The sequence below is a fragment of the Kordia jejudonensis genome, from assembly GCF_001005315.1.
GTDB classification, from domain to species: Bacteria; Bacteroidota; Bacteroidia; order Flavobacteriales; family Flavobacteriaceae; genus Kordia; species Kordia jejudonensis.
In genome coordinates this window covers 25,422-51,018 of sequence record NZ_LBMG01000005.1, presented here as the reverse complement: position 1 = coordinate 51,018, position 25,597 = coordinate 25,422, and the positions used below count along the sequence as shown (strand labels likewise).

24 protein-coding genes and 1 pseudogene are annotated in these 25,597 nt (G+C 34.2%); 11 read left to right on the top strand and 14 right to left on the bottom strand.

What is annotated here, in order from left to right; translation table 11 throughout:
* Genes AA089_RS03855 through AA089_RS03805 form a run of 12 tightly spaced genes read right to left on the bottom strand, consistent with a single transcriptional unit; the run spans position 1 to position 12,625 of the window.
* Entirely contained in the window at positions 1-642 is a 642-nt protein-coding gene (locus AA089_RS03855; RefSeq protein WP_046755603.1) for a class I SAM-dependent methyltransferase, read from the bottom strand.
* Positions 642-1,502, bottom strand: a complete 861-nt coding sequence (locus tag AA089_RS03850; protein ID WP_046755602.1) for a UbiA prenyltransferase family protein — start codon at positions 1,500-1,502, stop codon at positions 642-644. Before AA089_RS03850 ends, AA089_RS03855 begins: the two co-directional genes overlap by 1 nt.
* 31 nt (positions 1,503-1,533) lie before the next feature.
* The gene (locus AA089_RS03845; RefSeq protein WP_046755601.1) at positions 1,534-2,688 is read right to left on the bottom strand and encodes a glycosyltransferase; all 1,155 of its coding nucleotides are present in this window, start codon (positions 2,686-2,688) and stop codon (positions 1,534-1,536) included.
* Between the two features lie 58 nt (positions 2,689-2,746).
* On the bottom strand, positions 2,747-3,700 hold the full coding sequence (locus tag AA089_RS03840; protein WP_053002184.1) for a class I SAM-dependent methyltransferase: 954 nt from the start codon (positions 3,698-3,700) through the stop codon (positions 2,747-2,749).
* Positions 3,688-4,944, bottom strand: a complete 1,257-nt coding sequence (locus AA089_RS03835) for an ABC transporter ATP-binding protein (RefSeq protein WP_046755600.1) — start codon at positions 4,942-4,944, stop codon at positions 3,688-3,690. The genes AA089_RS03840 and AA089_RS03835 overlap by 13 nt, the downstream gene beginning before the upstream one ends.
* On the bottom strand, positions 4,944-5,834 hold the full coding sequence (locus tag AA089_RS03830) for an ABC transporter permease (protein WP_156168892.1): 891 nt from the start codon (positions 5,832-5,834) through the stop codon (positions 4,944-4,946). Before AA089_RS03830 ends, AA089_RS03835 begins: the two co-directional genes overlap by 1 nt.
* Positions 5,835-5,853: 19 nt before the next feature.
* The gene (locus tag AA089_RS03825; protein WP_046755598.1) at positions 5,854-6,213 is read right to left on the bottom strand and encodes a hypothetical protein; all 360 of its coding nucleotides are present in this window, start codon (positions 6,211-6,213) and stop codon (positions 5,854-5,856) included.
* A gap of 1 nt (position 6,214) precedes the next feature.
* Positions 6,215-6,364: a DUF5989 family protein gene (locus AA089_RS25425; protein ID WP_173427043.1), complete on the bottom strand. Its 150-nt coding sequence runs from the start codon at positions 6,362-6,364 to the stop codon at positions 6,215-6,217.
* 4 nt (positions 6,365-6,368) lie between these two features.
* Positions 6,369-7,478, bottom strand: a complete 1,110-nt coding sequence (locus tag AA089_RS03820) for an SGNH/GDSL hydrolase family protein (protein WP_156168891.1) — start codon at positions 7,476-7,478, stop codon at positions 6,369-6,371.
* A gap of 38 nt (positions 7,479-7,516) precedes the next feature.
* Entirely contained in the window at positions 7,517-9,376 is a 1,860-nt protein-coding gene (locus AA089_RS03815) for a carbamoyltransferase family protein (RefSeq protein ID WP_046755596.1), read from the bottom strand.
* 48 nt (positions 9,377-9,424) lie between these two features.
* Positions 9,425-11,890, bottom strand: coding sequence for an exopolysaccharide transport family protein (locus tag AA089_RS03810; RefSeq protein WP_046755595.1), 2,466 nt, complete (start codon positions 11,888-11,890; stop codon positions 9,425-9,427).
* A 6-nt stretch (positions 11,891-11,896) separates the two neighbouring features.
* On the bottom strand, positions 11,897-12,625 hold the full coding sequence (locus AA089_RS03805; RefSeq protein WP_316936942.1) for a polysaccharide biosynthesis/export family protein: 729 nt from the start codon (positions 12,623-12,625) through the stop codon (positions 11,897-11,899).
* Between the two features lie 182 nt (positions 12,626-12,807).
* On the opposite strand from AA089_RS03805, the pseudogene AA089_RS03800 reads away from it, so the two are divergent.
* From AA089_RS03800 to secA, 6 genes and pseudogenes are all read left to right on the top strand, one after another.
* Positions 12,808-14,673: pseudogene (locus AA089_RS03800) on the top strand (ABC-F family ATP-binding cassette domain-containing protein).
* A gap of 2 nt (positions 14,674-14,675) precedes the next feature.
* Positions 14,676-15,440 carry an O-methyltransferase gene (locus AA089_RS03795; protein WP_046755593.1) on the top strand — a complete coding sequence of 255 codons (765 nt, stop codon included), beginning with the start codon at positions 14,676-14,678 and terminating at the stop codon, positions 15,438-15,440.
* 206 nt (positions 15,441-15,646) lie between these two features.
* On the top strand, positions 15,647-16,459 hold the full coding sequence (locus AA089_RS03790; protein WP_046755592.1) for a class I SAM-dependent methyltransferase: 813 nt from the start codon (positions 15,647-15,649) through the stop codon (positions 16,457-16,459).
* A gap of 270 nt (positions 16,460-16,729) precedes the next feature.
* Positions 16,730-17,305 carry a cob(I)yrinic acid a,c-diamide adenosyltransferase gene (locus AA089_RS03785; protein ID WP_046755591.1) on the top strand — a complete coding sequence of 192 codons (576 nt, stop codon included), beginning with the start codon at positions 16,730-16,732 and terminating at the stop codon, positions 17,303-17,305.
* Positions 17,306-17,433: 128 nt separating this feature from the next.
* Positions 17,434-17,655: a DUF2795 domain-containing protein gene (locus AA089_RS03780; protein WP_046755590.1), complete on the top strand. Its 222-nt coding sequence runs from the start codon at positions 17,434-17,436 to the stop codon at positions 17,653-17,655.
* A 71-nt stretch (positions 17,656-17,726) separates the two neighbouring features.
* Positions 17,727-21,095 carry a preprotein translocase subunit SecA gene (gene secA, locus AA089_RS03775; protein ID WP_046755589.1) on the top strand — a complete coding sequence of 1,123 codons (3,369 nt, stop codon included), beginning with the start codon at positions 17,727-17,729 and terminating at the stop codon, positions 21,093-21,095.
* A gap of 118 nt (positions 21,096-21,213) precedes the next feature.
* On the opposite strand, the gene AA089_RS03770 is transcribed toward secA, so the two are convergent.
* Both AA089_RS03770 and AA089_RS03765 read right to left on the bottom strand, forming a co-directional pair.
* Positions 21,214-21,606: a hypothetical protein gene (locus tag AA089_RS03770; RefSeq protein ID WP_046755588.1), complete on the bottom strand. Its 393-nt coding sequence runs from the start codon at positions 21,604-21,606 to the stop codon at positions 21,214-21,216.
* Positions 21,590-22,174 carry an RNA polymerase sigma factor gene (locus AA089_RS03765; protein WP_046755587.1) on the bottom strand — a complete coding sequence of 195 codons (585 nt, stop codon included), beginning with the start codon at positions 22,172-22,174 and terminating at the stop codon, positions 21,590-21,592. The genes AA089_RS03770 and AA089_RS03765 overlap by 17 nt, the downstream gene beginning before the upstream one ends.
* A gap of 386 nt (positions 22,175-22,560) precedes the next feature.
* Between AA089_RS03765 and AA089_RS03760 the strand changes: the two genes are divergently transcribed.
* The 5 genes from AA089_RS03760 (at position 22,561) to AA089_RS03740 (ending at position 25,541) form a co-directional block, all read left to right on the top strand.
* Positions 22,561-22,911 (top strand): DUF6249 domain-containing protein, encoded by a 351-nt coding sequence (locus tag AA089_RS03760; RefSeq protein ID WP_046755700.1) that lies wholly within the window; start codon positions 22,561-22,563, stop codon positions 22,909-22,911.
* A gap of 223 nt (positions 22,912-23,134) precedes the next feature.
* Positions 23,135-23,797 carry a peptide-methionine (S)-S-oxide reductase MsrA gene (gene msrA / locus AA089_RS03755; protein ID WP_046755586.1) on the top strand — a complete coding sequence of 221 codons (663 nt, stop codon included), beginning with the start codon at positions 23,135-23,137 and terminating at the stop codon, positions 23,795-23,797.
* A gap of 169 nt (positions 23,798-23,966) precedes the next feature.
* A complete protein-coding gene (gwsS, locus tag AA089_RS03750; RefSeq protein WP_046755585.1) occupies positions 23,967-24,998 on the top strand; it encodes a grasp-with-spasm system SPASM domain peptide maturase in 1,032 nt (343 codons plus the stop codon).
* A gap of 73 nt (positions 24,999-25,071) precedes the next feature.
* Positions 25,072-25,287: a hypothetical protein gene (locus AA089_RS03745; protein WP_046755584.1), complete on the top strand. Its 216-nt coding sequence runs from the start codon at positions 25,072-25,074 to the stop codon at positions 25,285-25,287.
* 38 nt (positions 25,288-25,325) lie between these two features.
* Entirely contained in the window at positions 25,326-25,541 is a 216-nt protein-coding gene (locus tag AA089_RS03740; RefSeq protein WP_046755583.1) for a hypothetical protein, read from the top strand.
* Positions 25,542-25,597 lie beyond the last annotated feature (56 nt).

The window sequence follows — 25,597 nt, the reverse complement described above, 5'->3', positions numbered from 1 at the left end:
CTATTTTCTACAAATAATAGTATAATGCGGATATACAGCAATGGTTTTCTTTTCCACACTAAGAATGGTGAAACCGATTTTTTCCAAAATTTCTTTTGCTGCTTTACAGGAAAGTTCGCGTCCAATTTCCTGTGAAAATATCAAATCGTGCACTTTGTTGAAATATACCAACGGACTTGCCGCATCAATATCTTTTAACACAAAAGTAGTTCCGTCGGCAATACTGTCGTAAATATTTTCTAAAAACTGCGTTTGTACTTTTGGTGGCACGTGATGCAATACATCGTTTAGAAATACTTTGTTGTAATTTTTAATCGTTTCAGGAAACTGAACTCCGTCATATTTTACAAAGTTGTAGGTCGCGGTTGGCGCATGTTTTTCGAATAATGTGTTGGCATTTTTAACCAATTCGTCTTTGATTTCTATTCCACTAATGTTTTTCACATTTCTAAAATGATGAACCAAGAGCGCAAATTGTCCTGAGCCGCAACCAATATCAAAAAAGGCATCGTTTTCATCAAAATGACGTAATAATGATTCCATTGGGAAGATTAGCGGTCGAAATTTAATTTTCAATCGATCTACAAAAGATTCATCCTTTGCTTTGTCACTCAAATATGTTAAGTATTTATTCGATCCCATTAGAAATAAATTAAGAAGTAAAACGAACTTAGCCACATCAAAATAATGATCAAAATTAAATGATCTTTTAGGATGTATTTTACAGGCGATTCCGTGTTGTTATGTACAAATGTTTGTTGCAAATGGCGCAACATTGCCAATACGACAAAAATGGTCGTAATGTATATTTCATCAGTATCAAATCGTGATATGACGTCTTCATCAATCGTGTACATAATGTAGGTTACGATGCTAACGCCAAGCACTAAAATCATCGCACTGCTTAAGTATTGTTCGCTGTAATAAGCCAATACATTCCGTGTTTTGTTGGCGGTACTGTGCAATAATTCGCCTCTTCGTTTTGCAATGATAACATATAATGCCATGAAAAAAGTCAGCATGATAATCCATTTGGAAGCAACTACAGAAACGGCCAATCCTCCAATGATGATTCTGAACACAAAACCCAATGAAATGATAAATAATTCAATGATTGCAATGTGTTTTAGCCAAAAGGTGTATAAAATGTTTAGAATAAAGTACGCTAATGTTACATAAAAAACTTGCAACGGAACATATATGGAAGCAATTCCCAACGCAATGAGTAAGAATCCAATTAATACGTATGCTTGTGTTTTGGAAACTGCGCCACTTGCCAACGGACGATTTTTCTTTTCAGGATGAAGTTTGTCTTTTTCTACATCTTTCAAATCGTTGATAATGTATATCAAACTTGCTGTAAATGAAAAATATAGAAACACAAACGCTAATATTTTTAGGTTTGACATTTCTAATAAAACGCCGCCAAAGAAAGCCGTAAAAAAGATCAAAATGTTCTTTATCCAGTGCTTTATTCGTAAAAGATGTAGTAGCTGCATCATGGCGTTAAAGTTAGTAAAATATAGTTTGTAGCTATGCGTTTTTTAGGTTTTGTTCAATGATTGTGTACGCTTCCAATACTTTTTGTTGAATTTGCGCGTAGCTTAAGATCTTACGATATTTTTTGTTCGCTTCAAATGCTTCGGCAAGTAAACTTTCGTTTGTCAATGCGTTTGTGACAGCTTCGGTAATTTCTTGGCTGTTTTCTGCATCTTCTATCAACCAACCATTTTTTTTGTGTGAAATGTATTCTTCAGAAGCGTTTCCAGGATTTGTCTGTATCGGAAATGCGCCGTAAATCATCGCTTCCAACATGGTATTTGGAATGCCGTCAGTAACACTAATGCCGATGGCAATTTTGGCTTGACCAAATTTACGCAACAACGCATCATGCGATTCTTCAATACCGCGTGCGGTGTATGAAATGTGCAAATTGTATTCTTTTTGCAAACGAGTTATTTCGGCAATTACCGTTGGATGCGCCGCGTACACATGAATTTGATACTTTTGTACAAGTTCCAAATTGTTTTCCAATGCTTTTAATGCATGCAGAGCGCGTCCAGCCCAATGATGATAGCCTTTTACAAGAATTAGATTTCTATTTTCTAACGGTTCAATGTAATTTTCTTTGACCAAAAATCCGCCGCCGCCAGGAAAACTTCCCATTGCTTTCCCTTTGAAACCGTGTTGTGTAGCCAATGAAATATCACGAATGTTGTCTGTAAATAGAAAATCGGCATTTTTCAATACGTTTTGAATGCGTTTTAGATGAAAAGCTTCTTTTGAAAAATGATAGATATCGCTTCCCCATGTGGAACAAATCCAGTTGAAATTTATTTTTTCTCGAACTTGAATCAGCGGATAACTTTCCGATTGCAATTCCATTGAATGCACAACATCTGGCTGAATTTCTAAAATGAGTTCGTGTAATTTTTCTGCTGCGGTAATTTTTAAAAATGATTGTATTTTTTCGCTCAGCGAAGGAAAATGTTTTTTGATAAATGTTTCTCCTTTTATGAGTTTTATTTTACGTTTGCTCCAATTGGTCGTGTAGTTTGTCCATTGTAAATCTTCATGAATTGGACTATCGAGACAATCGAACATATAAATTTCATGTTCAGTATCTTTTAACTGATTGATCCATCTTGCGGAATGTATGTATTGCATTGCAACAAAAAGGATTTTCATGTGTTCGTAATTTATAGTTTTTTAAAAGTCGCACAGAGATTTTACACAACTCGCCGTGTTATTTTTTACGTAAGACTAAGATAACTGATTCGCCATAAACCAAGTCTTTCTTGGCAATATTCTTATGAAGACCGAGTTTTGCCACAAGTTTTCGCACCAATGTATCAACTTTTGACGCAATTGTATCATTGACCAAAATATGCTTTTTAGGACTGAATGTGTTTAAAATACGCTCAGTTATTGTGTTGGTTTTTAGATTTTTATATAATTTTTCTGTTACAGGTTCATGGTGAATTTCCACAACTTCAACATCAAATATTTGTTCAAAATTATGACACGTATCGTTGTACCAACGTGTAATGTGATGTGGCGGAAAATTGAGCACATGATTTTTATTATTCGTCAAAATTGAATTTGCAGCCGGAACTCCAATAATAAGCAAACCACCTTTTTTTAAGGCAGCCAAACTTGCGTTGATAAATGCATTCGGATTCGGCACATGTTCCAACACTTGAAAATTGCAAACTACGTCAAATTCTTCGGGATGCGTTGTTGCAAAATCTTCAATACTTTGATTGATCAATGTTACATTGCGCGTTGCGGCATCTTCAATAGCTTTGTTATTATATTCTAAACCAACATAGCTTGACACATTTAAAAGATTGGCAAAGTAACCACTTCCCGCGCCTATTTCAAGTACACTATCTGTATTTTTGATATGATTTTTTGCAAAGAAGAATTCATATCGATTTGCATTGTAATAAAATCCTTGTTTTTCTTGCAATAACTCGTAAAAGTCAGCACTTCCGTTACAAATTGGCGTAAAGAAATGAAGATTGCACGAGGTACATTTTACATAATCAATCGTGTTGTTTTCTTTAAATTCGTCAGAAATAGCAACGCCAAGTCGATTTTTATACAGCGCAGCAATAGCGTCGGTTTTCAGTTGCTGAACCGTTTCTACTGTTTCTTTGTTACACAGAATGCAAGCTGTATTTTTTAGTATTCCCATAGTGTTATTCCGAATGTTGAACCCCATTTTTTTGCGGGCGGTAATATGTGTTCGTGTTCCCAAAATACAGGAAACGTGATGGCATCTTCTATAATATCAATGTCAAATTTTCCATTCCCTACAAATAATGATAAGGAATACGACGCTGGCGCTAATGGCAGATTTTTAATGACAATAGCAATCGCATTTTTTCCACTTTTAGGATACAATTTTGTGCCGTATTGCATTGTATTAGAAGCCATTAACACTTGTCCTTTTTCGTTTTTGAATAAGTAGCCAATTGAAAATTCTTCGAGTGAAGTCAGATTGAGTTCCACATTTATTTTTAAATCTTGTCCAGAGATTACTTTGGAACTTCCGTCGCCAATAGTCACTTTCTGCATGATTTCTTGTCTGCCTTTTTTACGATTTTCGTGTGCTTTCAAGCTTTTTACATAGGTTTCTTCCGAACCTTGCAAATAGCGTTTGATGACTTCTTCCGTTTCACCATGCATAACCATCATTCCATTTTCCAACAGAATTGATTTTGTACAAAGATTTTGAATATTTGTCATATCGTGACTTACAAATAAAACCGTTCTGCCTTCGCCTTTGGCAATGTCTTGCATTTTTCCGATCGCTTTTTTCTGAAATTCTGCATCACCAACTGCCAACACTTCATCAACTACCAATATTTCAGGTTCTAAATGTGCGGCTACCGCAAATGCCAAACGAACTTTCATTCCTGACGAATAGCGTTTTACGGGCGTATTTACATAACGTTGCACACCTGCAAATTCGACAATTTCATCAAATTTTGTTTTTATTTCAGCTTTCGTCATTCCTAAAATGGCACCATTTAAGAAGATATTTTCTTTTCCTGTTAATTCTGGATGAAATCCTGTTCCGACTTCCAATAAAGAAGCTATTCTACCTCTTGAACGAATTGTTCCTGTTGTTGGTGTCGTTACTTTTGAAAGTAATTTTAATAAAGTAGATTTTCCTGCGCCGTTTTTACCAATGATGCCAAGGACTTCCCCTTTTTCCACGTTGAATGAAACTTCTTTTAACGCCCAAACGTACTTAGAATTTCCAACTGTAGTACGTGCATTTTTTTCGCCAATTTTCAGATACGGATCTTCTTTTCCACGAATTTTGTGCCACCAACGATTTAAGTCATGACTTATAGTTCCTGTACCGACAACACCCAAACGGTATTGCTTGGATAAATCTTTTATTTGTAAGATGATTTCTTTTTCCGCCATTATACAGTATCTATAAAATTACGCTCGGTTCTGTTGAATATAATGAGTCCGAAAAGAAATACGATGAACGAAATTCCCAACATTAGTAAAATGTTTAGGATAGAAAAGTCGTTTGTTGGATTTTCCATATATGCGCCTGAAAATACCATGTAGCGAAAGGATTCTATCACATGCGCTAATGGATTATATTCAACAATCCACGAAACATAACTTGGTAATTTTTCTTGTACAATTGCTATCGGATACATTACCGCAGAAACGTACATGAATAGTTGAATACCAAATTGTACTAAAAAGGTTAAATCGCGGTATTTGGTTACCATGGAGGAAATAATCATTCCTAAACCTAAGCCTAATAATCCCATGATAAAAATGATGACAGGCGTCCATAAAATGTACATAGAAACGGAACCAGCTTTGTCACTTAACGAAAAATAGACGTAAAACGCGATGAATATACAGATTTGTATACCGAGTTTTAAAAGATTTGAAACCGTAATTGATAACGGCATTATGACACGTGGAAAGTATACTTTTCCGAAAATGTTTTCATTTTTCTTAAACGTGTCGGATGTTGCTTTTAAGCATTCTGCAAAGTAATTCCAAATGGTAATTCCTGCCAAGTTGAACAAAAAAGCATTCACGGTTCCTGTGCTGATATCGGCAATTCCGTTGAACACAAGTGTAAAAATAACCGACGTTAACAAAGGTTGAATTAAATACCATAAAGGACCTAAAACCGTTTGTTTGTACAAGGTTACCACATCACGACGGACGAAAAGTAAGAGCAAATCACGGTAGCGCCAAATTTCTTTGAATTTAAAATCAAATAGACTGCTTTTGGGTGATATCTCAAATAACCATGTATTATTTTCTTGGGGCTTGTTCACGTTTATTGAGGTTTTCTGATTACCAAATGTTTTCTAAGTCTTTCTTGGAATAAGTATGATTTCGTTCTACAAATGTGGTATTGGAATCGTTTTTTAGTTGTAAGCTGTTTTTTGAAAATATTCGCGATAAAATTCCGAATGGCGTCAAAAAGATAAAAAATACAACTGATAAGATGATTTTCGTATTGATCCAACCTAACACCATAGCGATTTTCTCCCAAATCCAAACAATTAATCGTTCTAATGGTGGAAAAAATGACGCTACGCCAACGCCAACAGCAACATAGCGCAATTGGACACCGATAGTGGTAAAGATGTATGACAGGACTAAAAATCCTGTAACCATAACTAAGATTACCTTTGAATTACTTTCTTTCATTTTAAAATAATGTATAAATGAATGGTGCAATTGCCGATCCGCCACCTAATACTAAGATAACTCCGAGCAATAATAATACAATGATCATTGGCAAAAGCCAGAATTTTTTTCGTTCTTTTAAGAAGTTGAATATATCTTTCAAGAATTCCATATAATTATTTTTTTGTGTCTTTTATAAATTTCGCTAATTCGTCTCCCATTTTTTTACTTCCCGCAGGATTAAAATGGCAATCATCATACAAATAGGTACTTGTTTTTGGAATGATTGAATCCGTTTTAAAAACTGGAATGTTGAACTTTTCGCCTTCATTCACGGTAATCATATTGATGCTATCTACTTTTTGTTGCAGTTTTACTGCGTTGTATCGAACACCACCGCGAGACGTCATCCAATGCCAATTTTTCAAGACTTCTTCTTGCGTATCCCAAGTTACTACTTGCGTCGCAAATATAAGCTTTATATCATTAGTCTGACAAATACCAATAAGTGATTTTAGTTTATTTGCATAGTTGCCATAATCAACCGTAGGCAACTGATTTTCAATTGGTCGCGATTTCGTTTTGGCAACTTTTTTTGCATATTTTGATTGTATTTCGATGGTTTCCAAAGCTTCATCTTCACTTTTAAACGCATAATACAAACGTCGTGGAATTTGAAATTCATATAGAAAAACGCCCAACATGTTTGCAAAGCTGACTGGTTTTTCTTTTTCCTTGGTGACGTTAAATTTCAGCGGATTTTTGTCTAATAGTAAACGCGTCACATCATTAATTCCGCAAAAAACAATGACTTCATCAGGTTGTAAATGCACAATTCTATGCACCAACATTGAAACATGATCTTGAATGTTGTCGCCCGATTTTCCTGCATTGTACACTTTTACAATCTTATCTTGATAGTTTTCACGATTTAGATTTTCTTCCAAAACTTTCGTCCAAACATCCTCATCATCAATGTATAAACTTTCTGTGGAGCTTCCGCCAATGGCAAAAATTCGGTATTCTCCGTTTGGTTTCGGCATTTTTAAATCTGCTCCACGAAAACCGTAATTATTGATGGTAAAATCGGTTGTTTCTTTGTAGTTTTCAAATCCTAACAAACCATCTTCTGTTGAAAATTGCAATTGCATATCGCGGTCAAATTGCGATTCGATATACATGTTTCCAATGGTTGGAAAAAACATGTTTTTCTTGGCATTTTCATACGGATCTGGCACAGGAAAAAACCACAATATCCCTTCTACTATTACTAAAAGTACTAGCAAAATGATCAAATTATATTTTATTGTTTTCCACACAATAGTTAGTCTAATAAAAATTCTTCTTTCCAATCGTCCGGATCATTCCAACTTGGTTGTGCTGACTTTTTGTACACGTAGTTTCCGATGACTAAATAGTCCATTTCCGTTCGCATAAAACAACGATATGCATCATCTGGCGTGCATACAATCGGTTCGCCACGAACATTAAAACTCGTATTTACAACGACACCAACATTTGTGATTTTTTTGAATTCATTGATCAATTCCCAATATTCAGCATTGGTTTCTTTGTGTACTGTTTGAATTCGTCCTGAGAAATCAATATGCGTAATGGCTGGCAATGACGAACGTTCTACGTATAGTTTTTCACGAATTGGCAAATCATGATAATTGACAGGAACTTCATATGTTATTTTTGGATGAATTTTGTGCACCAATAACATATATGGTGAAATTCCTTCGTAGTCAAAAAACTCATTGACATCTTCCGCTAAGACAGAAGGTGCAAATGGTCGGAACGATTCTCTGTATTTTATTTTTAGATTTAATTTTTTCTGCATTTCAGGATTTCGTGCGTCTCCCAAAATACTTCTTCTTCCCAACGCGCGCGGTCCAAATTCCATACGACCTTGCATCCAACCAATGGCGTTTCCTTCGGAGATGTATTTGGCAACTTCTTTGGTTAATTCATCAAAATTGTCAAAATATGTTGCTTTTGCGTTGTATTTTCTATTGATGTTTTCAATGTCTAAATCTGAAAATTCAGGTCCTAAATACGAACCTTGCATGGCATCATTTGGCATTACTTCGCGTTCTTGTTCAAAGTAGAGATAGTTTGCCGTTAATGCAGCTCCTAAAGCGCCTCCAGCGTCTCCTGCGGCAGGTTGTATGAATATTTCTTTGAAGATGTTTTCGTTTTGAAGCTTTCCGTTCGCAACACAATTTAGTGCAACTCCGCCAGCCATGCACAAGTATTCTGCTCCTGTGATTTCTTTTGCATGTTTTGCCAGTTTGATGATAATTTCTTCGGTTACATCTTGAATTGCCAAGCCTAAATCGGAATGATGTTGTTCGTATTCTGACTCAGAGGTTCTTCTCGGGAAACCAAATAATTTCTCCCATTTATCATCGTACACCATGCGCAATCCTACGGCATAGTTAAAGTATTTTTGATCTAACCAAATGGAACCATCATCGTGTATTTTGATGAGTTTGGTTTTGATGATTTCTTTAAATTTTTGTACACGTTCCGAATTCGGATTTCCATACGGCGCCAATCCCATAAGTTTGTATTCTCCTGAGTTTACTTTGAATCCTAAGAAATAGGTAAATGCTGAATATAACAATCCGACAGAATGTGGAAATTGCAATTCTTTCAACATGGTGATGTTTTTTCCATCGCCAATACTGATGGAAGCAGTTGCCCACTCGCCTACACCATCTAATGTTAAGATAGCCGCTTTTTCATATGGAGAAGGATAAAAGGCACTTGACGCGTGTGATAAGTGATGTTCTGGAAATAGTAATTTTAGTTTTTTCTTATCAAATTTTTGAATTTCTTTTAATTCGTCTTTGATGAGTTTTTTTAGGAACATTTTTTCCTTTAACCAAACAGGAATTGCTGTAATGAACGATGCAACACCTTTTGGCGAAAAACCGTAATAGGTTTCCAATAATCGTTCAAACTTTAGTAATGGCTTGTCATAAAACACCACAGCGTCAAGTTCGTCAATACTTTTCCCTACATATTCCAAACAGTACTTTACAGCATTTGTTGGAAACGCAGGATCGTGTTTTTTTCGGGTAAAACGTTCTTCTTGCGCAGCAGCTACAATTTTTCCATCTTGGACAATTGCTGCGGCAGAATCGTGGTAAAATGCGGATATTCCTAATATCGTCATAATCGCTTTATATTGAAACACGACGAGCGCATTTCATTTTTGGGGATGTTAATTTTTATTTTTTCTAAAAAGATTTTTAAATCTTGATAGCATTGATGTGTTTTCGTCTTCATGGTAGCCATTTCCATAGTTTCCGTAACCGTAGCCATAACTGTAGCCATATCCATAGCCGTAACCATAACCGTATTTGTTTTTTTGGCGATAGGCGTTGAACACGAAACTGATATTTTTTACTTCTCCTTTTTTGTATTTATCGTTGATTACATTCAACATGGCTTTTTTAGAATAATCTTGTCGTACCATGTATATTGTTGCATCTGTATGATGAATTAAATCCAGCGCATCAGAAACCAATCCTAATGGTGGCGTATCTAAAATGATATAATCGTATCGCGTTTTTAATTCTGCGATAAATTCGTCCAATTGTTCACTTATTAAAAGCTCGGAAGGATTTGGCGGCACAGGTCCAGACGTTATAATATCTAAATTTTCATAGTTAGTCGTTTGAATAACTTCATCTAGATTTTTTTGTCCAATTAAATAGTTGACAACTCCTATTTCATTACTGATTCCGAAGTCTCCAAATATTTTCGGCTTTCGCAAATCCAAACCGACTAAGATGGTTTTTTTTCCTGTTAGTGAAAATACCGAAGCGATGTTAATAGAACAAAACGTTTTTCCTTCTCCACTGACCGAAGAAGTTATCATGACGGTTTTGGTTTTCTCTTTGTCTAAGTTTTTATAAATGTATTGCAAACTCGATCGAATGCCTCTGAATGATTCAGCAATAGCTGATTTAGGACTTTCAAAAACAACCAAGTCTGACTTGAGTTTATTTTTACTCACAATACCCAAAATAGGAATTTTAGACAAGTTTTTGATGTCTTCTGGCGTGCTGATATTATTGTCTAATAGTGTTACTAGAAACACAAATCCTAGCGGAAGTAACAAGCCAATAAATAGTGCAATGGTGTAATTTCTCCTTGTGTTTGGTAAAATTGGCGCCTGACCTAAATCTTTCGCACTATCAATTACCTTAACATCTGAAACGTTTGCAGCTTTTACGATGCCAGCTTCGTTTTTCTTTTCTAATAACATCGTATAAGAAGCTTCACTAATTTTGTAACTTCTTTCAATATTGAAAAGTTGTTGTTCTTCTTCAGGAAGTTTTCTGAATTCTGCGTTTGCTCTGGCAATTCTATTTTGCACATTTGAAATATCAATCGCAGTTGACGATCGTGCCGTTTTTACATTTTCAAGTAATACGCGTTTGGTAGCATCAATATCTTGATCAATTTCTTTGAAGAAGATTTCACTTTTAACGGTTTCACTCAATTTTGCACGACGAATTGACAAAGCGACAATTTTTGAAACATTGTTTACAATATTCGGATCGTCAATTCCTGAAGATGCTGGCGCTGGCAATGCTCTGAAATCTGTACTATTTCTTAGATAATCTTCCAGCAATTTGTAATATTCCAGCTTTAGCATGTAGCCGTTTTTTTCAATACTGTATTGATTGAGTTTTGTAAAAACTTCTTCTCCTTTTAGTGACGGATCAAATACTTTGTTGTCTTGCTTGTATTTTTTAAGTTTTTGTTCATCTTTTCGTAATGAATCTTCCACTCCAATGATCATTTTATCAATGAAATTCAGTGTATTGGTGGCAAATTGATTTTTTTCTTCCAGTTGCTTTTCGCGTAAAATTTCAGAAGTTACATTGAGGTAATCTGCCAAAATTGCTCTGTTTGGTCCTTGTAAACTCAACACCAACATGGAAGCGCCACGTACTTTTAAATTGACTCCAATAGAACGATATTTAGCTATTTCCGAATTTAAACTTGTAAGGTATATGTAGTATTCTTTGCCAATTTCAATTTGTGTATTGCTTCGTGGTGTAAGTGCAAATTTGAAGTAATTGGTTGTAGCTTCTTCATTTAACACAAAATTTTTGGAAAAAGTTTCTCCAGAAGGCGAAATATTGGCCGTTTTATTCAATTTGTAATTCAGTCCCACAAAATTTTCCGCGTTTGTAAAATCGATACTTGCGGTATATTGATCTGCGCTACTAAAAACAATTTTTATAGGCGTATTGATTATTTGATAGAAGTTTTCATCCAAGCTCGCAATAAAAGGTGCATTGGTATGAATGTCTTCCAAACGATATTCGCCTTGATCTTTATAATGAATGTACGATTGCAACACACGGACCACATTTTCGTTGTGCGCTCTAGATTTTAACGTTGTTTTGATGGTTTCCACCTTATCACTTGCGCCGCCCCAATTGAACGTAAGATTCATACTTGCAGAGAAAAACGGATTTTGTTCTTCTTTGATAGAAATTAGGCTTTCTACGCTGTAAATTCGTTCCAATCGTTTGTTATAAAAGTAGGTTGCTACAAGAGCAATTCCGATCGTAATCACAAACAAATACCAATAATTTAGCGCTCGGAATGCAAGTGCTTTGATATCAAAAGAATTTTGCGATTTTAATTCTTCAAATTCATCTTCCATAAGCTCTTATAAGTTTCTAGACAATACAATTACGCTGGTCACTAACGATAATACGGTCACAACTGCGGTAACAGATTGTATTAATGTGGTTCCAGTTCCTAACGATTTTTGTTTTAGCGGTTTAACATAAATCATATCGTTTGGCTGAATGTAATAATAGGGAGAATTAAATGCATCTACATTTGTTAAATCAATATGATGAATTTTTTGTCCTTGTGGATATTGGCGAATCACCAACACGTCTCGTCTGTTTCCTACATCACTAATATCTCCTGCACTTGCCAACGCTTCTATAATATTTACGCGTTCTTGGTACAATCTGTAAATTCCTGTACTACTGACTTCTCCTGTGACGGTAAATCGCAAACCTGCTAATTTGACTACAATAAAAATATCTGCGGCGGTTTTAAAATATTCTCCTAATAATTTTTCTTTGATGGTATCCTGAATTTCTTCAACGGCATAGCCCAACACATTGACTTCCCCAAGAATCGGAATTTCTATATTTCCATGCTTGCTCACTGTAAATCCGCTATAATACAAACCTTGCTCCGATTGTGTTACGGTACCATCTTCACTAGCAACCGGTTGAAACATGGCAACTAATTTCTGATCTGTAGATTTTATACTAATCGATAATAAGTCGCCAATTTGAACTCGGTATGGCTTATTATTGAGTTTTATAGATTGGTCAATAAGTGCTTCTTCGCTTCCTTTTTCACCAAAGTAGGTCATATCTTTGGTGGAAACGCAAGAAGTTAACAAAAGGAATACGGTTAGAATAGATATTGAGGCTTTCAAATTCATTAATAAACGCTGTTGTTTAATAGGCAAATATAAGTTTTACGCAGTAATAATAAAATTCTATGCAACATATCTGATCTTTTTATTTTTAATTTGTACAAAATATATATCTAGTGAATTACTTATCTGTTGAAAATATTACCAAGTCATTTGGAGAACGCGTCTTGTTTGATGATATTTCGTTCGGTATCAATAAAGATCAAAAAGTGGCTTTTATTGCCAAAAATGGTACTGGAAAAACGTCTTTGCTAAACATCATTACAGGAAATGCCGAAGCCGATAGCGGGCAAATTGTCATGCGAAAAGGCATTCACATGGCGTTTTTATCTCAAAATGAAAACTTAGATCCGAATTTGACGGTAGAAGAAACCATTTTTGCGTCAGATAATCCAATGTTAGCTATTATCCATGACTATGAAAAAGCACTCTTACATCCTGATGATACCGAAGCCTACCAAAAAGCCTTTGAAAAAATGGACGCGCACAATGCTTGGGATTTTGAAACACAATACACACAAATTTTGTACAAATTAAAGCTTGAAAATCTTGATCAGAAAGTAAGCAATTTGTCTGGTGGACAGAAAAAACGTCTTGGTTTGGCAACCGTATTGATCAACAGACCTGATTTGTTAATTTTGGATGAACCAACAAACCATTTGGATTTAGAAATGATTGAATGGTTGGAAGATTATTTCAAAAAGGAAAGTATTACACTTTTTATGGTCACACACGATCGGTACTTTTTGGAACGAGTTTGCAATGAAATTGTGGAGCTTGAAAATGGACAACTGTACAATTACAAAGGAAGTTATTCGTATTACTTAGAAAAGAAAGAAGCACGAATTTTGTCGGAGCAAGCTTCTGTTGAAAAAGCAAAAAATTTATACAAAAAAGAACTCGATTGGATGCGTCGTCAGCCCAAAGCACGCACGACCAAATCGAAATCGCGTATTGATGATTTTTACGATATTAAAGAACGTGCGCACAAACGTCGTAATGAGCACGAAATTCAGCTAGAAATCAATATGGAACGTATGGGAAGCAAAATTTTGGAGTTGCACAATATTTCCAAATCGTTTCAAGATAAAGTATTGCTGGATAAATTTGAATACGTTTTCAAAAAAGGCGAACGCATTGGTATTATTGGAAAAAACGGAACGGGAAAGTCTACATTTCTCAATATGATTACTGGAAATTTGAAACCTGATGCGGGAAAAGTAATTGTTGGTGAAACCATCAAATTTGGCTATTACACACAAAGTGGCATCAATCCGAAAGAAGGACAAAAAGTAATTGATATTATTAAAGAATATGGCGAATACATTCCACTGAAAAAAGGGCGTTTAATTTCTGCCGCGCAATTGCTAGAACGGTTTTTGTTTGACAGAAAACGACAATATGATTTTGTAGAGAAACTCTCTGGTGGCGAATTGAAACGCTTGTATTTATGTACTGTATTGATTCAAAATCCTAATTTCTTAATTCTCGATGAACCTACAAACGATCTGGATATTGTGACGCTCAATGTGTTGGAAAGTTTCCTGCTCGATTTCCCTGGTTGTTTATTAGTCGTTTCCCATGATCGGTATTTTATGGATAAAATTGTAGATCATTTGTTCATCTTTAGAGGAAATGGTGTTATTGAAGATTTTCCAGGAAACTACACCGATTTTAGAGTGTATGAAGATAGTGTGGTACCTGAATCTAAAAGTTCTTCTGAAAAGAAAGAAAAGAAATCGTGGCGACAAGATGATACCAATCAGAAATTGACGCACAACGAACAAAAGGAATACAAGCGACTTGAAAAGGACATTCAACGTTTGGAAGAAGCCAAATAATCCATAGAACAAGAATTTATTTCGGGAGCATTGTCGCAAGAGGAAATTCAAGAAAAATCATTGGAATTACAGAAAATCATCAACGAATCGGAAGAAAAAACAGAACGTTGGTTTGAGTTAGCGGCTAAAATGGAAGCATAACTATGTGGTATCAAATTGTTGCATATTTTAAATTCTTAGCAAAATCGACCAATGAACATGGCGTACATTCTCCGTTTGTGTATGATTTAGTTACGAAATGCTTTTACGATAAAAAACCGAAAGAAATTTATCAAACCCTTGCAAAATACAGAGCTGAATTGCTTCAAAACAACGAAGCCATTGAAGTAAAAGACTTTGGCGCGGGAAGCAGAGTATTTTCATCCAACAAAAGAAAAGTTGCTGCCATTGCTAAAAATGCGGGAATTACACCAAAAAGAGCCAAATTACTAGCGCGATTGGTCACCTATTTCGATGTAAAAAATGCGTTAGAACTTGGAACTTCACTAGGAATGGCAACGATTGCTATGAAAGAAGTAAATGATGTTTTTACTTTAGAAGGTTGTCCTGAAACGGCAGCGATTGCACAAAAACAGCTTAAAAAGTTTAACGCAGATCATGTAAAATTGTATGTGGATGAATTTTCAACTTCGATTCCTACACTAACCAAGCAACAATTTGATCTTGTTTATATTGACGGAAATCATCAAAAAGAAGCAACTATACTGTATTTTGAACAATTATTGGCAACTGCGCACAACGATTCGGTGTTTATATTTGACGATATTCATTGGAGTCAACAAATGACGGAAGCATGGGAATTTATTAAAAATCATCCTGAAGTTACGGTCACAATTGATACCTTTTTTTGGGGATTTGTTTTCTTTCGAAAAGAACAAGCAAAAGAACACTTTGTAATTAGAGTGTAAGTTTTAAAGTTATTTGGAATTTGTGAATTCGTTATTTTATGGATTTATCTAGTTTCATAATTCCTTCGATTCAAAACGAAACATCTACTCACATACCAAACTACCAACCTACTCACAAACGAACTACCTGTAAAAAATAGCAAATAAGGTATTAAAATCGTAATTTTATATTTACTTTGCAATTTCCCAATAAAAAACCCGAAAACGTGAGCAATCCACAATTAAACGAAGTTTTACAAACCAACAAAAAGCAGAAGGAATTTTACAATGTAAAAAAGAAAAATGCTGCTACAAAAGTTTGGTCTTTTATGCGGAACAAACTGCTGTCTGATTTCAGAAAAGAACTGGAAATCAGCGAGCAAGTGTATGAAAAACACAGAACTTGGTTGGGCGATTTGTCGGATAAAAAAGTGCTCGATTTGGGTTGCTATGCAGGAAATCACTTGAGTTTATATTTGGCAGAACACTCGAAAAGTTATTTGGGAATTGATTTAAGCGACAAAGCCATTGCACAATTAAACGAGCGTTTAAAAGATTTTCCAAATGCCAAAGCGGAAGCTGTTGATTTTTTATCGCCTGAATTTACGGAAACTGATTTCGATATTATTTACGCGTATGGTGTGTTGCATCACTTTGAAAGTTTGGATTTACTATTTGGCAAACTCAAAGAAAAACTTGCTCCGAATGGAAAAATAATCTCTTATGATCCGTTAAAAACAAGTTTACCACTGCGCATTATTCGTGGTATGTACCGACCTTTTCAGTCTGATGCCGATTGGGAATGGCCATTTTCAAAACAAACGGTACAACGTTTTCACGACGAATTTAATGTGGTGGAACGCAGAGCAATTTTAGGAAGTTCCAAATGGGCATTTTTCTTAAATCTCATTCCGATGAGCGCAGAAAAAAAATTGAACTATATTAAAAAATTGCATCAAAAAGATTGGGAACAATCGCAAACCAATGATCGTCAATTATATACATGTATGCATTTGACCATGCATATGCAAAAAAAATAATCGTACTATGTTACTTTGGACTTTTATAATCGTAATTGTAGTGTTTCCGTTGTTATTAATCAATAACAAACGAAACAAGAATAAGCTATACAATCGTAAAGGAAGAAATTTCAAAGAGAACTATTACGAAAAGAAAAAAGAAAGAAAAAATGATTAGCATTAAACTTCTTGTAGCGCTTAGTATTGGAGGTATTTTTGTATATCTGTCTAATAAAAAAACCAAAAAGCGATTGCAATATCATTTTGAAAAAAAGCTAGAAAAAGAAAACGATGAAAGTATATACTAAAACTGGAGATAAAGGAACTACTGCCCTATTTGGCGGTACGCGTGTTCCAAAACATCACATCCGAATTGACAGTTATGGAACGGTTGACGAGCTCAACTCATACATAGGCTTAATACGAGATCAAGAAATTAATCCGCATTATCAAAATGTCTTGATGGATATTCAAGACTTATTGTTTACGGTTGGTGCTGTGTTGGCAACTGATCCTGAAAAGGCAACTTTGAAAAACGGAAAAGATCGACTAAACATTCCTAGAATATCGGAAGATAATGTTCTAGCGTTGGAACGTGAAATGGATACCATGGATGCGGCGTTGCCACCAATGACACATTTTGTGTTACCTGGCGGACATCAAACTGTGTCATTCTGTCACATTGCCCGTTGTGTATGTCGTAGAGCAGAACGTTTAGCGTCAGCACTTTACGAATTAGAGCCTTTTGACGAACATACGTTAAAATACTTAAACCGACTTTCTGACTACCTTTTTGTGTTGGCACGAAAGTTGTCCCATGACTTACAAGCGAATGAAATAAAATGGATTCCGAAAAAGAATTCCTAACTACTTCATAATTAAGGAGATATACAATCCTTGAAAAACGTTCTTAAAAATAATGTGTAAATAATGATTTTTTTACTTGACTTTTTCATTTAAAAATTTATTTTTGCAAAAAATTAATATCTAAAAATATGTATTGGACATTAGAACTAGCGTCTCATTTAAGTGATGCACCTTGGCCCGCTACAAAAGATGAGTTGATTGACTATGCAATTAGAACAGGAGCTCCTTTAGAGGTTGTTGAAAACCTACAATCAATTGAAGATGAGGGAGATTCTTATGAATCTATCGAAGAAATTTGGCCAGACTACCCTACAGATGACGATTATCTGTGGAATGAAGATGAATATTAAAACAAGTTAAACAAGGAAAAAGTCTCAATTTCGAGGCTTTTTTTTGGTTTAATATAAAACCAAAATAAACCATGAGTTTTTTAAATTCAGTGTTGAAAATTTTTGTTGGAGACAAATCCAAGAAAGATATAAAAGGCTTACAGCCTATAATTGACAAAATAAAATCGTACGAACAACAACTTTCACAGTTGTCTATCGACGAACTTAGAGCGCGTACTATACACTTTAAATCGCAAATTGCGGAAGCGTGTAAAGAAAATAACGCCAAAATTGTTGCTTTACAACAAGAAGCTGAGTCTAACTCAGATATTGAACGTAAAGAAGATATCTATCAAGAAATAGATAAACTAAGAGACGAAGAGTACGAAATAACAGAAGGTATATTATTAGAAATATTACCAGAAGCGTTTGCCGTGGTGAAAGAAACCGCAAAACGTTTTACACACAATACAGAACTTACAGTTACGGCAACTCCGTATGACAGAGAACTTTCTGGACTTCATGATTATGTAACACTTGACGGCGATAAAGCAATTTGGCAAAATTCTTGGGATGCCGCTGGAAAACAAGTCACTTGGGACATGATTCACTATGACGTACAGTTAATTGGTGGAATTACAATGCATCAAGGTAAAATTGCCGAAATGCAAACGGGAGAAGGAAAAACATTGGTAGCAACACTTCCTGTATACTTAAATGCCTTAACTGGCAAAGGTGTACACTTGGTTACAGTGAATGATTATTTAGCAAAACGTGATAGCGCTTGGATGGCACCTATCTTCCAATTTCACGGCTTTACGATTGACTGTATAGATTATCATCAGCCAAACTCAGAAGCACGAAGAAAAGCATATGCTGCCGATATTACGTACGGAACAAATAATGAATTTGGTTTCGATTACTTACGTGATAACATGTCGCACTCACCAAACGATTTGGTACAACGTCCACACAACTACGCTATTGTAGATGAGGTCGATTCTGTATTAGTTGATGATGCGCGTACACCATTAATTATTTCGGGACCAATTCCGCAAGGAGACTTACATGAGTTTAACGAATTGAAACCGAAAGTAGCCGAATTGGTAAAAACGCAACGCCAATACCTAACGGGCGTTTTGGCAGAAGCTAAAAAACTTATCAAAGAAGGAGAAACTAAAGAAGGTGGATTCTTATTACTACGAGTTTTTAGAGGTTTGCCAAAAAACAAAGCATTAATCAAGTTTTTAAGTGAAGAAGGCGTAAAACAATTGCTCCAAAAAACTGAGAACTTTTACATGCAAGACAACAATCGCGAAATGCACAAAGTAGATGCAGAATTGCTTTTTGTGATTGAAGAAAAAAACAATCAAATTGATCTTACAGATAAAGGTATTGAATATTTATCTTCTGGAAGTAATGATAAAGATTTCTTCGTTATGCCAGATATTGGTGGAGAAATTGCCAAAATTGAAGCACAAGAATTAGAGAAAGAAAAAGAAGTTTCACTAAAAGAAGAATTATTTAGAGAATTCGGTATTAAAAGTGAACGTATTCACACCATGAGCCAATTGCTAAAAGCCTATACCCTATTTGAAAAGGATGTAGAATATGTAGTAATGGACAACAAAGTGAAAATTGTTGATGAGCAAACAGGTCGTATCATGGACGGACGCCGTTATTCTGACGGACTTCATCAAGCAATTGAAGCAAAAGAAAATGTAAAAATTGAAGATGCTACACAAACGTTTGCAACCGTAACTTTACAGAACTACTTTAGAATGTACCGTAAACTATCAGGAATGACGGGTACGGCAATTACGGAAGCGGGCGAATTATGGGAAATCTACAAATTAGATGTTGTTGAAATTCCAACAAATAGACCAATTGCACGTAAAGATAAAGAAGATTTAATCTACAAAACAAAGCGTGAAAAATACAACGCCATTATTGATGAAGTAACGGAATTATCAAAACAAGGAAGACCAGTATTGATTGGTACTACTTCTGTTGAAATTTCTGAATTATTAGGAAGAATGCTTTCTATCAGAAAAATTCCGCACAATGTATTAAACGCAAAATTACACCAACGAGAAGCTGACATTGTTGCCGAAGCAGGAATTCCTGGACAAGTTACCATTGCTACAAACATGGCAGGTCGTGGAACGGATATTAAGCTAAGTGATGAAGTTAAAGCGGCTGGTGGATTAGCAATTATTGGTACAGAACGTCACGATTCACGTCGTGTAGACAGACAGTTGCGTGGTCGTTCGGGTCGTCAAGGAGATCCGGGAAGTTCACAATTCTACGTTTCCTTAGAAGACAACTTGATGCGTTTATTTGGTTCTGAAAAAGTTGCCAAAATGATGGACAGAATGGGATTAAAAGATGGTGAAGTAATTCAGCATTCCATGATGACAAAATCTATAGAACGCGCACAGAAAAAAGTTGAAGAAAATAACTTCGGAATTCGTAAACGTCTATTAGAATATGATGATGTAATGAACGCACAACGTGAAGTTGTATACAAACGTCGTCGTCACGCTTTGCACGGAGAACGTCTAAAGGTTGATATTTCAAATATGGTATATGATACTACGGAAATCATCACACAGACCAACAGAGCTGCTAATGACTTTAAAAACTTTGAATTTGAGTTAATTCGCTACTTCGCTATTCCAAGTCCTATCTCGGAAGAGCAATTCATGAAAATGACCGAAGAGGAAATCATCGGAAAAGTATACACTGCGGCTTTTAAAAGCTACAATGAGAAAATGGAGAAAAACGCAGAAGCTGTGTATCCTGTGATCAAACAAGTATACGAAGATCCTGAAAGTAAATATGAATACATAGTTGTTAAATTTACAGATGGAAATGAAGTTAAAAATGTTGTTAGTAATTTAAAAGAAGCGTACGAATCAGAAGGAAAGCAATTAGTGGCCGATTTTGAGAAAAATATTTCATTGGCTATTATTGACGACGCTTGGAAAACACATTTGCGCAAAATGGACGAATTGAAGCAGTCAGTTCAGTTGGCAGTTCATGAGCAAAAAGATCCCTTATTAATTTACAAATTTGAAGCTTTCAAACTATTCAAAGAAGTAATTGATAAGGTAAATCGTGAAATTCTTTCTTTCCTATTCAAAGGAGAATTGGCAGATAACAATCCTGATCGTGTTCGTGAAGCTCGTGAGCAAAAACGTAAGAAAGAAAACTATAAAACGTCAAAAGAAGAAGTTTTAAACAGTGATGAAAAAGCGGCTGCACAGCGTCAAGCAATGCAACAACCGCAAGGACAACGTCCGCAAATAACGGAAACTATCGTTCGTGATAAGCCAAAAATTGGTCGTAACGAGCGTGTTACTATCAAAAATATCATGACTGGAGAAAACAAGACGGTAAAATACAAACAAGCAGAACCTCTAATTTCGCAAGGAAAATGGGTTATTATTGAAGATTAATTTTTAGCTGCTTATAAAAATTGAAACTCTCATGGAAACATGGGAGTTTTTTTGTGATTTAGATATTGAAAAACTATTTATACACTTAATAATTAGAAATGAAATGATATTATTAGGATTAATTCTTTAAACTTCTATAAAAATACTTTTTAATAAAGTTTATTTGAATAATTACGAATACCAATAAAAAGAAAAAGCAATATGCGTACGTAATAGGAATGTCTACGTTCATCTCATATTTTTCTATCATCAAGCTAGATAAATCCCAATCGCCTAGAATAGAAAAACCAAGTGAAAAACGTGTCAATACAAAAGTAAATACGGCAAATAATGAAGCGATAATCATCCAGCCAACCTTTGTAATTAGTGGGTTTTGTGCTTTTACCAGCGATTCTTCTTTGGAAACTTCTGCCATCACATTCGCTAAAAAATCGACAGAAGGCGACGACAATCCAGCATCCTGAATGACTTCCTTTGTAAACTGATCTAACTTTTTATTTTCTGCTTCCATGACTCAAATATATTGGTTCTACAACATTTTTTAAAATATGATAGAGCTTTTTTCGGCTCCGATGCAATTTAATCTTCACATTTTCATATGATATATGTACAATTTCGGTAATTTCTTTTAAGGATAATTCTTCAAAATAAAACAATGTTAACAACACACGTTCTTCTTCTGGTAGCTGTAACAAAGCCCTCTCAATAGTTTCTTTCTTTTCTTGCGCTTCCAAATAGCTCATTGCATCTTGCATGGTTCCAATAGAAGCTTCATGAATTTCATCAATATGTTCAGATAAAATGACTCGTTTTTTCTTCTTGATGTAATCCAAGCTTGTATTGTACACAATTCTGTACAACCATGTAGAAAATTTGGAAGTTCCTTTAAACGTACTCAATGATGTATACGCCTTTACGAAAGTATCTTGCGCAATTTCTTCCGCATCTTCCCTATTTCCAACCATGCGCAATGCAAGTGTAAACATCATATCCTTGTATTTTGTAACAAGAATAGCGTACGCATTCACATTTCCAGAGCGAACCTCTAGAATATAATCTTGGTCAGTTTTTTGAGTCATTTGTTGTTAAGACGATCACTTTTGCGAAATGGTTACAGGTTTTGTTAAATAAATTGTTCTTTTTTTGTTGTCAAGTTGTTTGGTTGTTTATGTGTTTATGTGTTTATGTGTTTATGTGTTTATGTGTTTATGTGTTTATGTGTTTATGTGTTTATGTGTTTATGTGAAATTAAATTTTATATATGCATTTTCAAATCAAAGAATCAACGAATCAACAAATTCAAGAATTGACGAATTGACGAATTGACGAATCATCAAATTATCAAATTCATACATCCACAAATTCACAATATGTAAAAAAAATTAAAAAATCTGTAACCAAAACAAAAAACCGTTCGTCATAATGGGCAAATACAAAAAAACTAAATTCAAAAACAATATTTATGATGGGATCAGAAGTAATAATAATGCCAGCTTTTTTAGGAGTCATTTTCGGAATCTACTATTTATACATTTCTACACGAAACAAAGAGCGTTTGGCTTTGATAGAAAAAGGTGCAGATGCATCTATCTTTTTCGACTCAAAAAAATCATTAACACCAATATGGAAAGTGTTGGTATTAAATGTTGCTGTACTAATGATGGGAATTGGCTTAGGTATTTTCATTGGAAATATGATGCATGCTGTGTTTCACTTACCTGAAGAAGTTGCGTATCCAGGAACAATCTTTTTAGTTGGAGGACTTTCATTATTTACAGGTTTCTTTGTGACAAAAAAATTAGTTCGTCAGGAATAAATCATTGTTGAAATCAAAAAACACAGTTAGTTAATTTTACAAAACGATTGTTAATTCATCAATTAGCAATCGTTTTGTAGTTTCTATACTTTTTAAACTTTTCTTAAGAAAAAAGCCATTTTTCAATTCGTATCTTTACATAAAAATTGAATTCTTGGTCAAAATAGAGTTTTTCATACGTAAGTTTTCCAATTCTACACGACTGAGCTAAAAAATATTTTAAATGAAATCGATCACATTCAGCGTAATTGCATTATTATTTTTCACATTAAGTTGCAATTCAAACACGGCAAACAATCAACATACTACAACTCCTGAAAAAATAAGTCAACAAGATTTATCAAAATACGAAACGGCATATTTTGCAAGTGGTTGTTTTTGGTGTGTGGAAGCCATTTTTGAAAGTGTAAAAGGTGTCAAAGAAGTGGTTTCTGGGTATGCTGGTGGAAAGGCTGAAACTGCTAATTATCAATTGGTAAGCGCTGGACGAACCGATCATGCAGAAGCGGTAAAAGTGTATTACGATGCAAAAGTAGTGTCGTATGAAACGTTGGTTAAAGTCTTTTTTGGTTCACACGATCCGACAACGTTAAACAGGCAAGGTCCTGATGCTGGAAGACAATACCGTTCGGCAATATTTTATAAAAATGCTAAAGAAAAACAAATAGTAGACAACTACATCAAAAAATTGATTGCTGAGAATGTTTTTAACGGAACAATTACTACTGAAATAACAAAATATACCGCTTTCTATGATGCGGAAGATTATCATCAAGATTACGAAGCCAACAATCCGAATAATCCGTATATCAAAGGTGTTTCCATTCCTAGATTAAAACGTTTTCAAAAGAAATTCCCTGAGTTGTTGAAGAAAGAAGTTCATTAATTCTGAATTCAAAATTCTGAATTCTGAATTATTCTGCTACGTTTACAAAAAATAGACAACGTTTATAAAAAACCTTCTCTTTCTAAAAATACTTTTCTTACTTTTATATTCTAATTATATACAAAATGTATTTTCAATTATAAAATAATAAATTTCAAAACTTCCATTAATGAATATTGATGATGATTATTTTTTACTTTTTCCAACTTGTATCCCTGTAAAAGGTGCTTCTTCAAGTATTATTCTAGACTTAGACAGAGCGGCTTATATTGAAATACCTAATCTTCTTTTTAATATTCTTTCAGAAGATTTAAAAAATTTAAATATAAAGGAAGTCAAAAAATTATATGACAATAAGTACAATGATGGAATTGATGAATACTTTAATTTTTTAACTGAAAAGCAACTAGGTTTTTTTACAAAAAATACCAAACCATTTAGAGAGCCTGAAGATATTTTTTATTCACCTTATAAAATAATTTCGTCCATTATAGAAGTAAATAATAACAATTTAGATACTTTACAAAGTATTATTAAACAACTAGATGAACTTTCATGTCAAATATTACAAGTAAGATGTTATGATCTTATTGATTTAAAAAACTTACTCTATCACCTTCAAATAATAGAAAATACTACTATACGTTTTGTAGAAATCTATGTGAAATATGATGATTTCTACAATGAAAAAGAAATTATACGTTTAGGAAACAAGCTTTCCAGAGCATTGATAATAATGCATTCCTCAAATTCCAATAAAAAAATTAAACTTTCTGATGATTCCGTTCGTGAAATATACTTTACAACTGAAAGCCTGACTAAAAAAACAACTGAAAAAATTTCTAAAAAATTATTCACAATAACTCATAAAATGTTTTATGAGTCTAGGCATTTTAATTCAGGCTTAAACAGGAAAGTATGTGTTGATGAGGAAGGTAATTTAAAGAACTATTTGTCTCACAAAAAAGTATTTGGAAATATTAAAACTCATAAAATTAAAGACATAATAGGATTAGAAAATTTCCAATCAATATATCATATAAGTAATGATAAGATTGAAAAATGTAAAGATTGCCAATTTAGATATTCATGTATTAATAACTCAGATATTAATAAAAAAAATGGATTATATTATAAAATTGACTCATGCAATTTTGATCCATACATAAATAAATGGGAAGAATCAGATAAATCTGAATGATATTTTTTTATTATTTACAATATTAAAAGCAATGTTTCCATTTTATATAAATTTAATTTTTAAACATTTAATTATGAAAAAACAAAAAAGTTTAGATGCTCTTCAAAAGAGTCTGGCGAAAAACAAAAAAATGGTTGGTGTAGATTCATCAGGAAAAACTATACAATACTGGTGTGGCTTATCTGTTATTGGAGGTGATCTTGGTGAATTAAGTTCAGGTTCAAGTATGGCTGAATATATTCATTACTATGATTGGTCAGATCGACCAAAACCGCCTACTGTTGATTAACATATCCAATTAATAATTCAATTTTAAAACATTTAATTATGAAAAAACAAAAAAGTTTAGACGCTCTTCAAAAGAGTTTGATGAAAAATAAAAAAATAGTTGGCGTAGATTCAGCAGGTAATACAATACAATATTGGTGTGGTTTGTCTGTTATTGGAGGTGATTTTGGTCAGGCAAGTACTGGCTCGAGTATGGATGAACTAATTAGTATTTGGGATTGGTCAGACAGACCAAAATCATCAACTGTTAATTAATATAATATTAATTTAATAAAGCTGCTCATTTTTAAGAATGAGCAGCTAAGCGCATA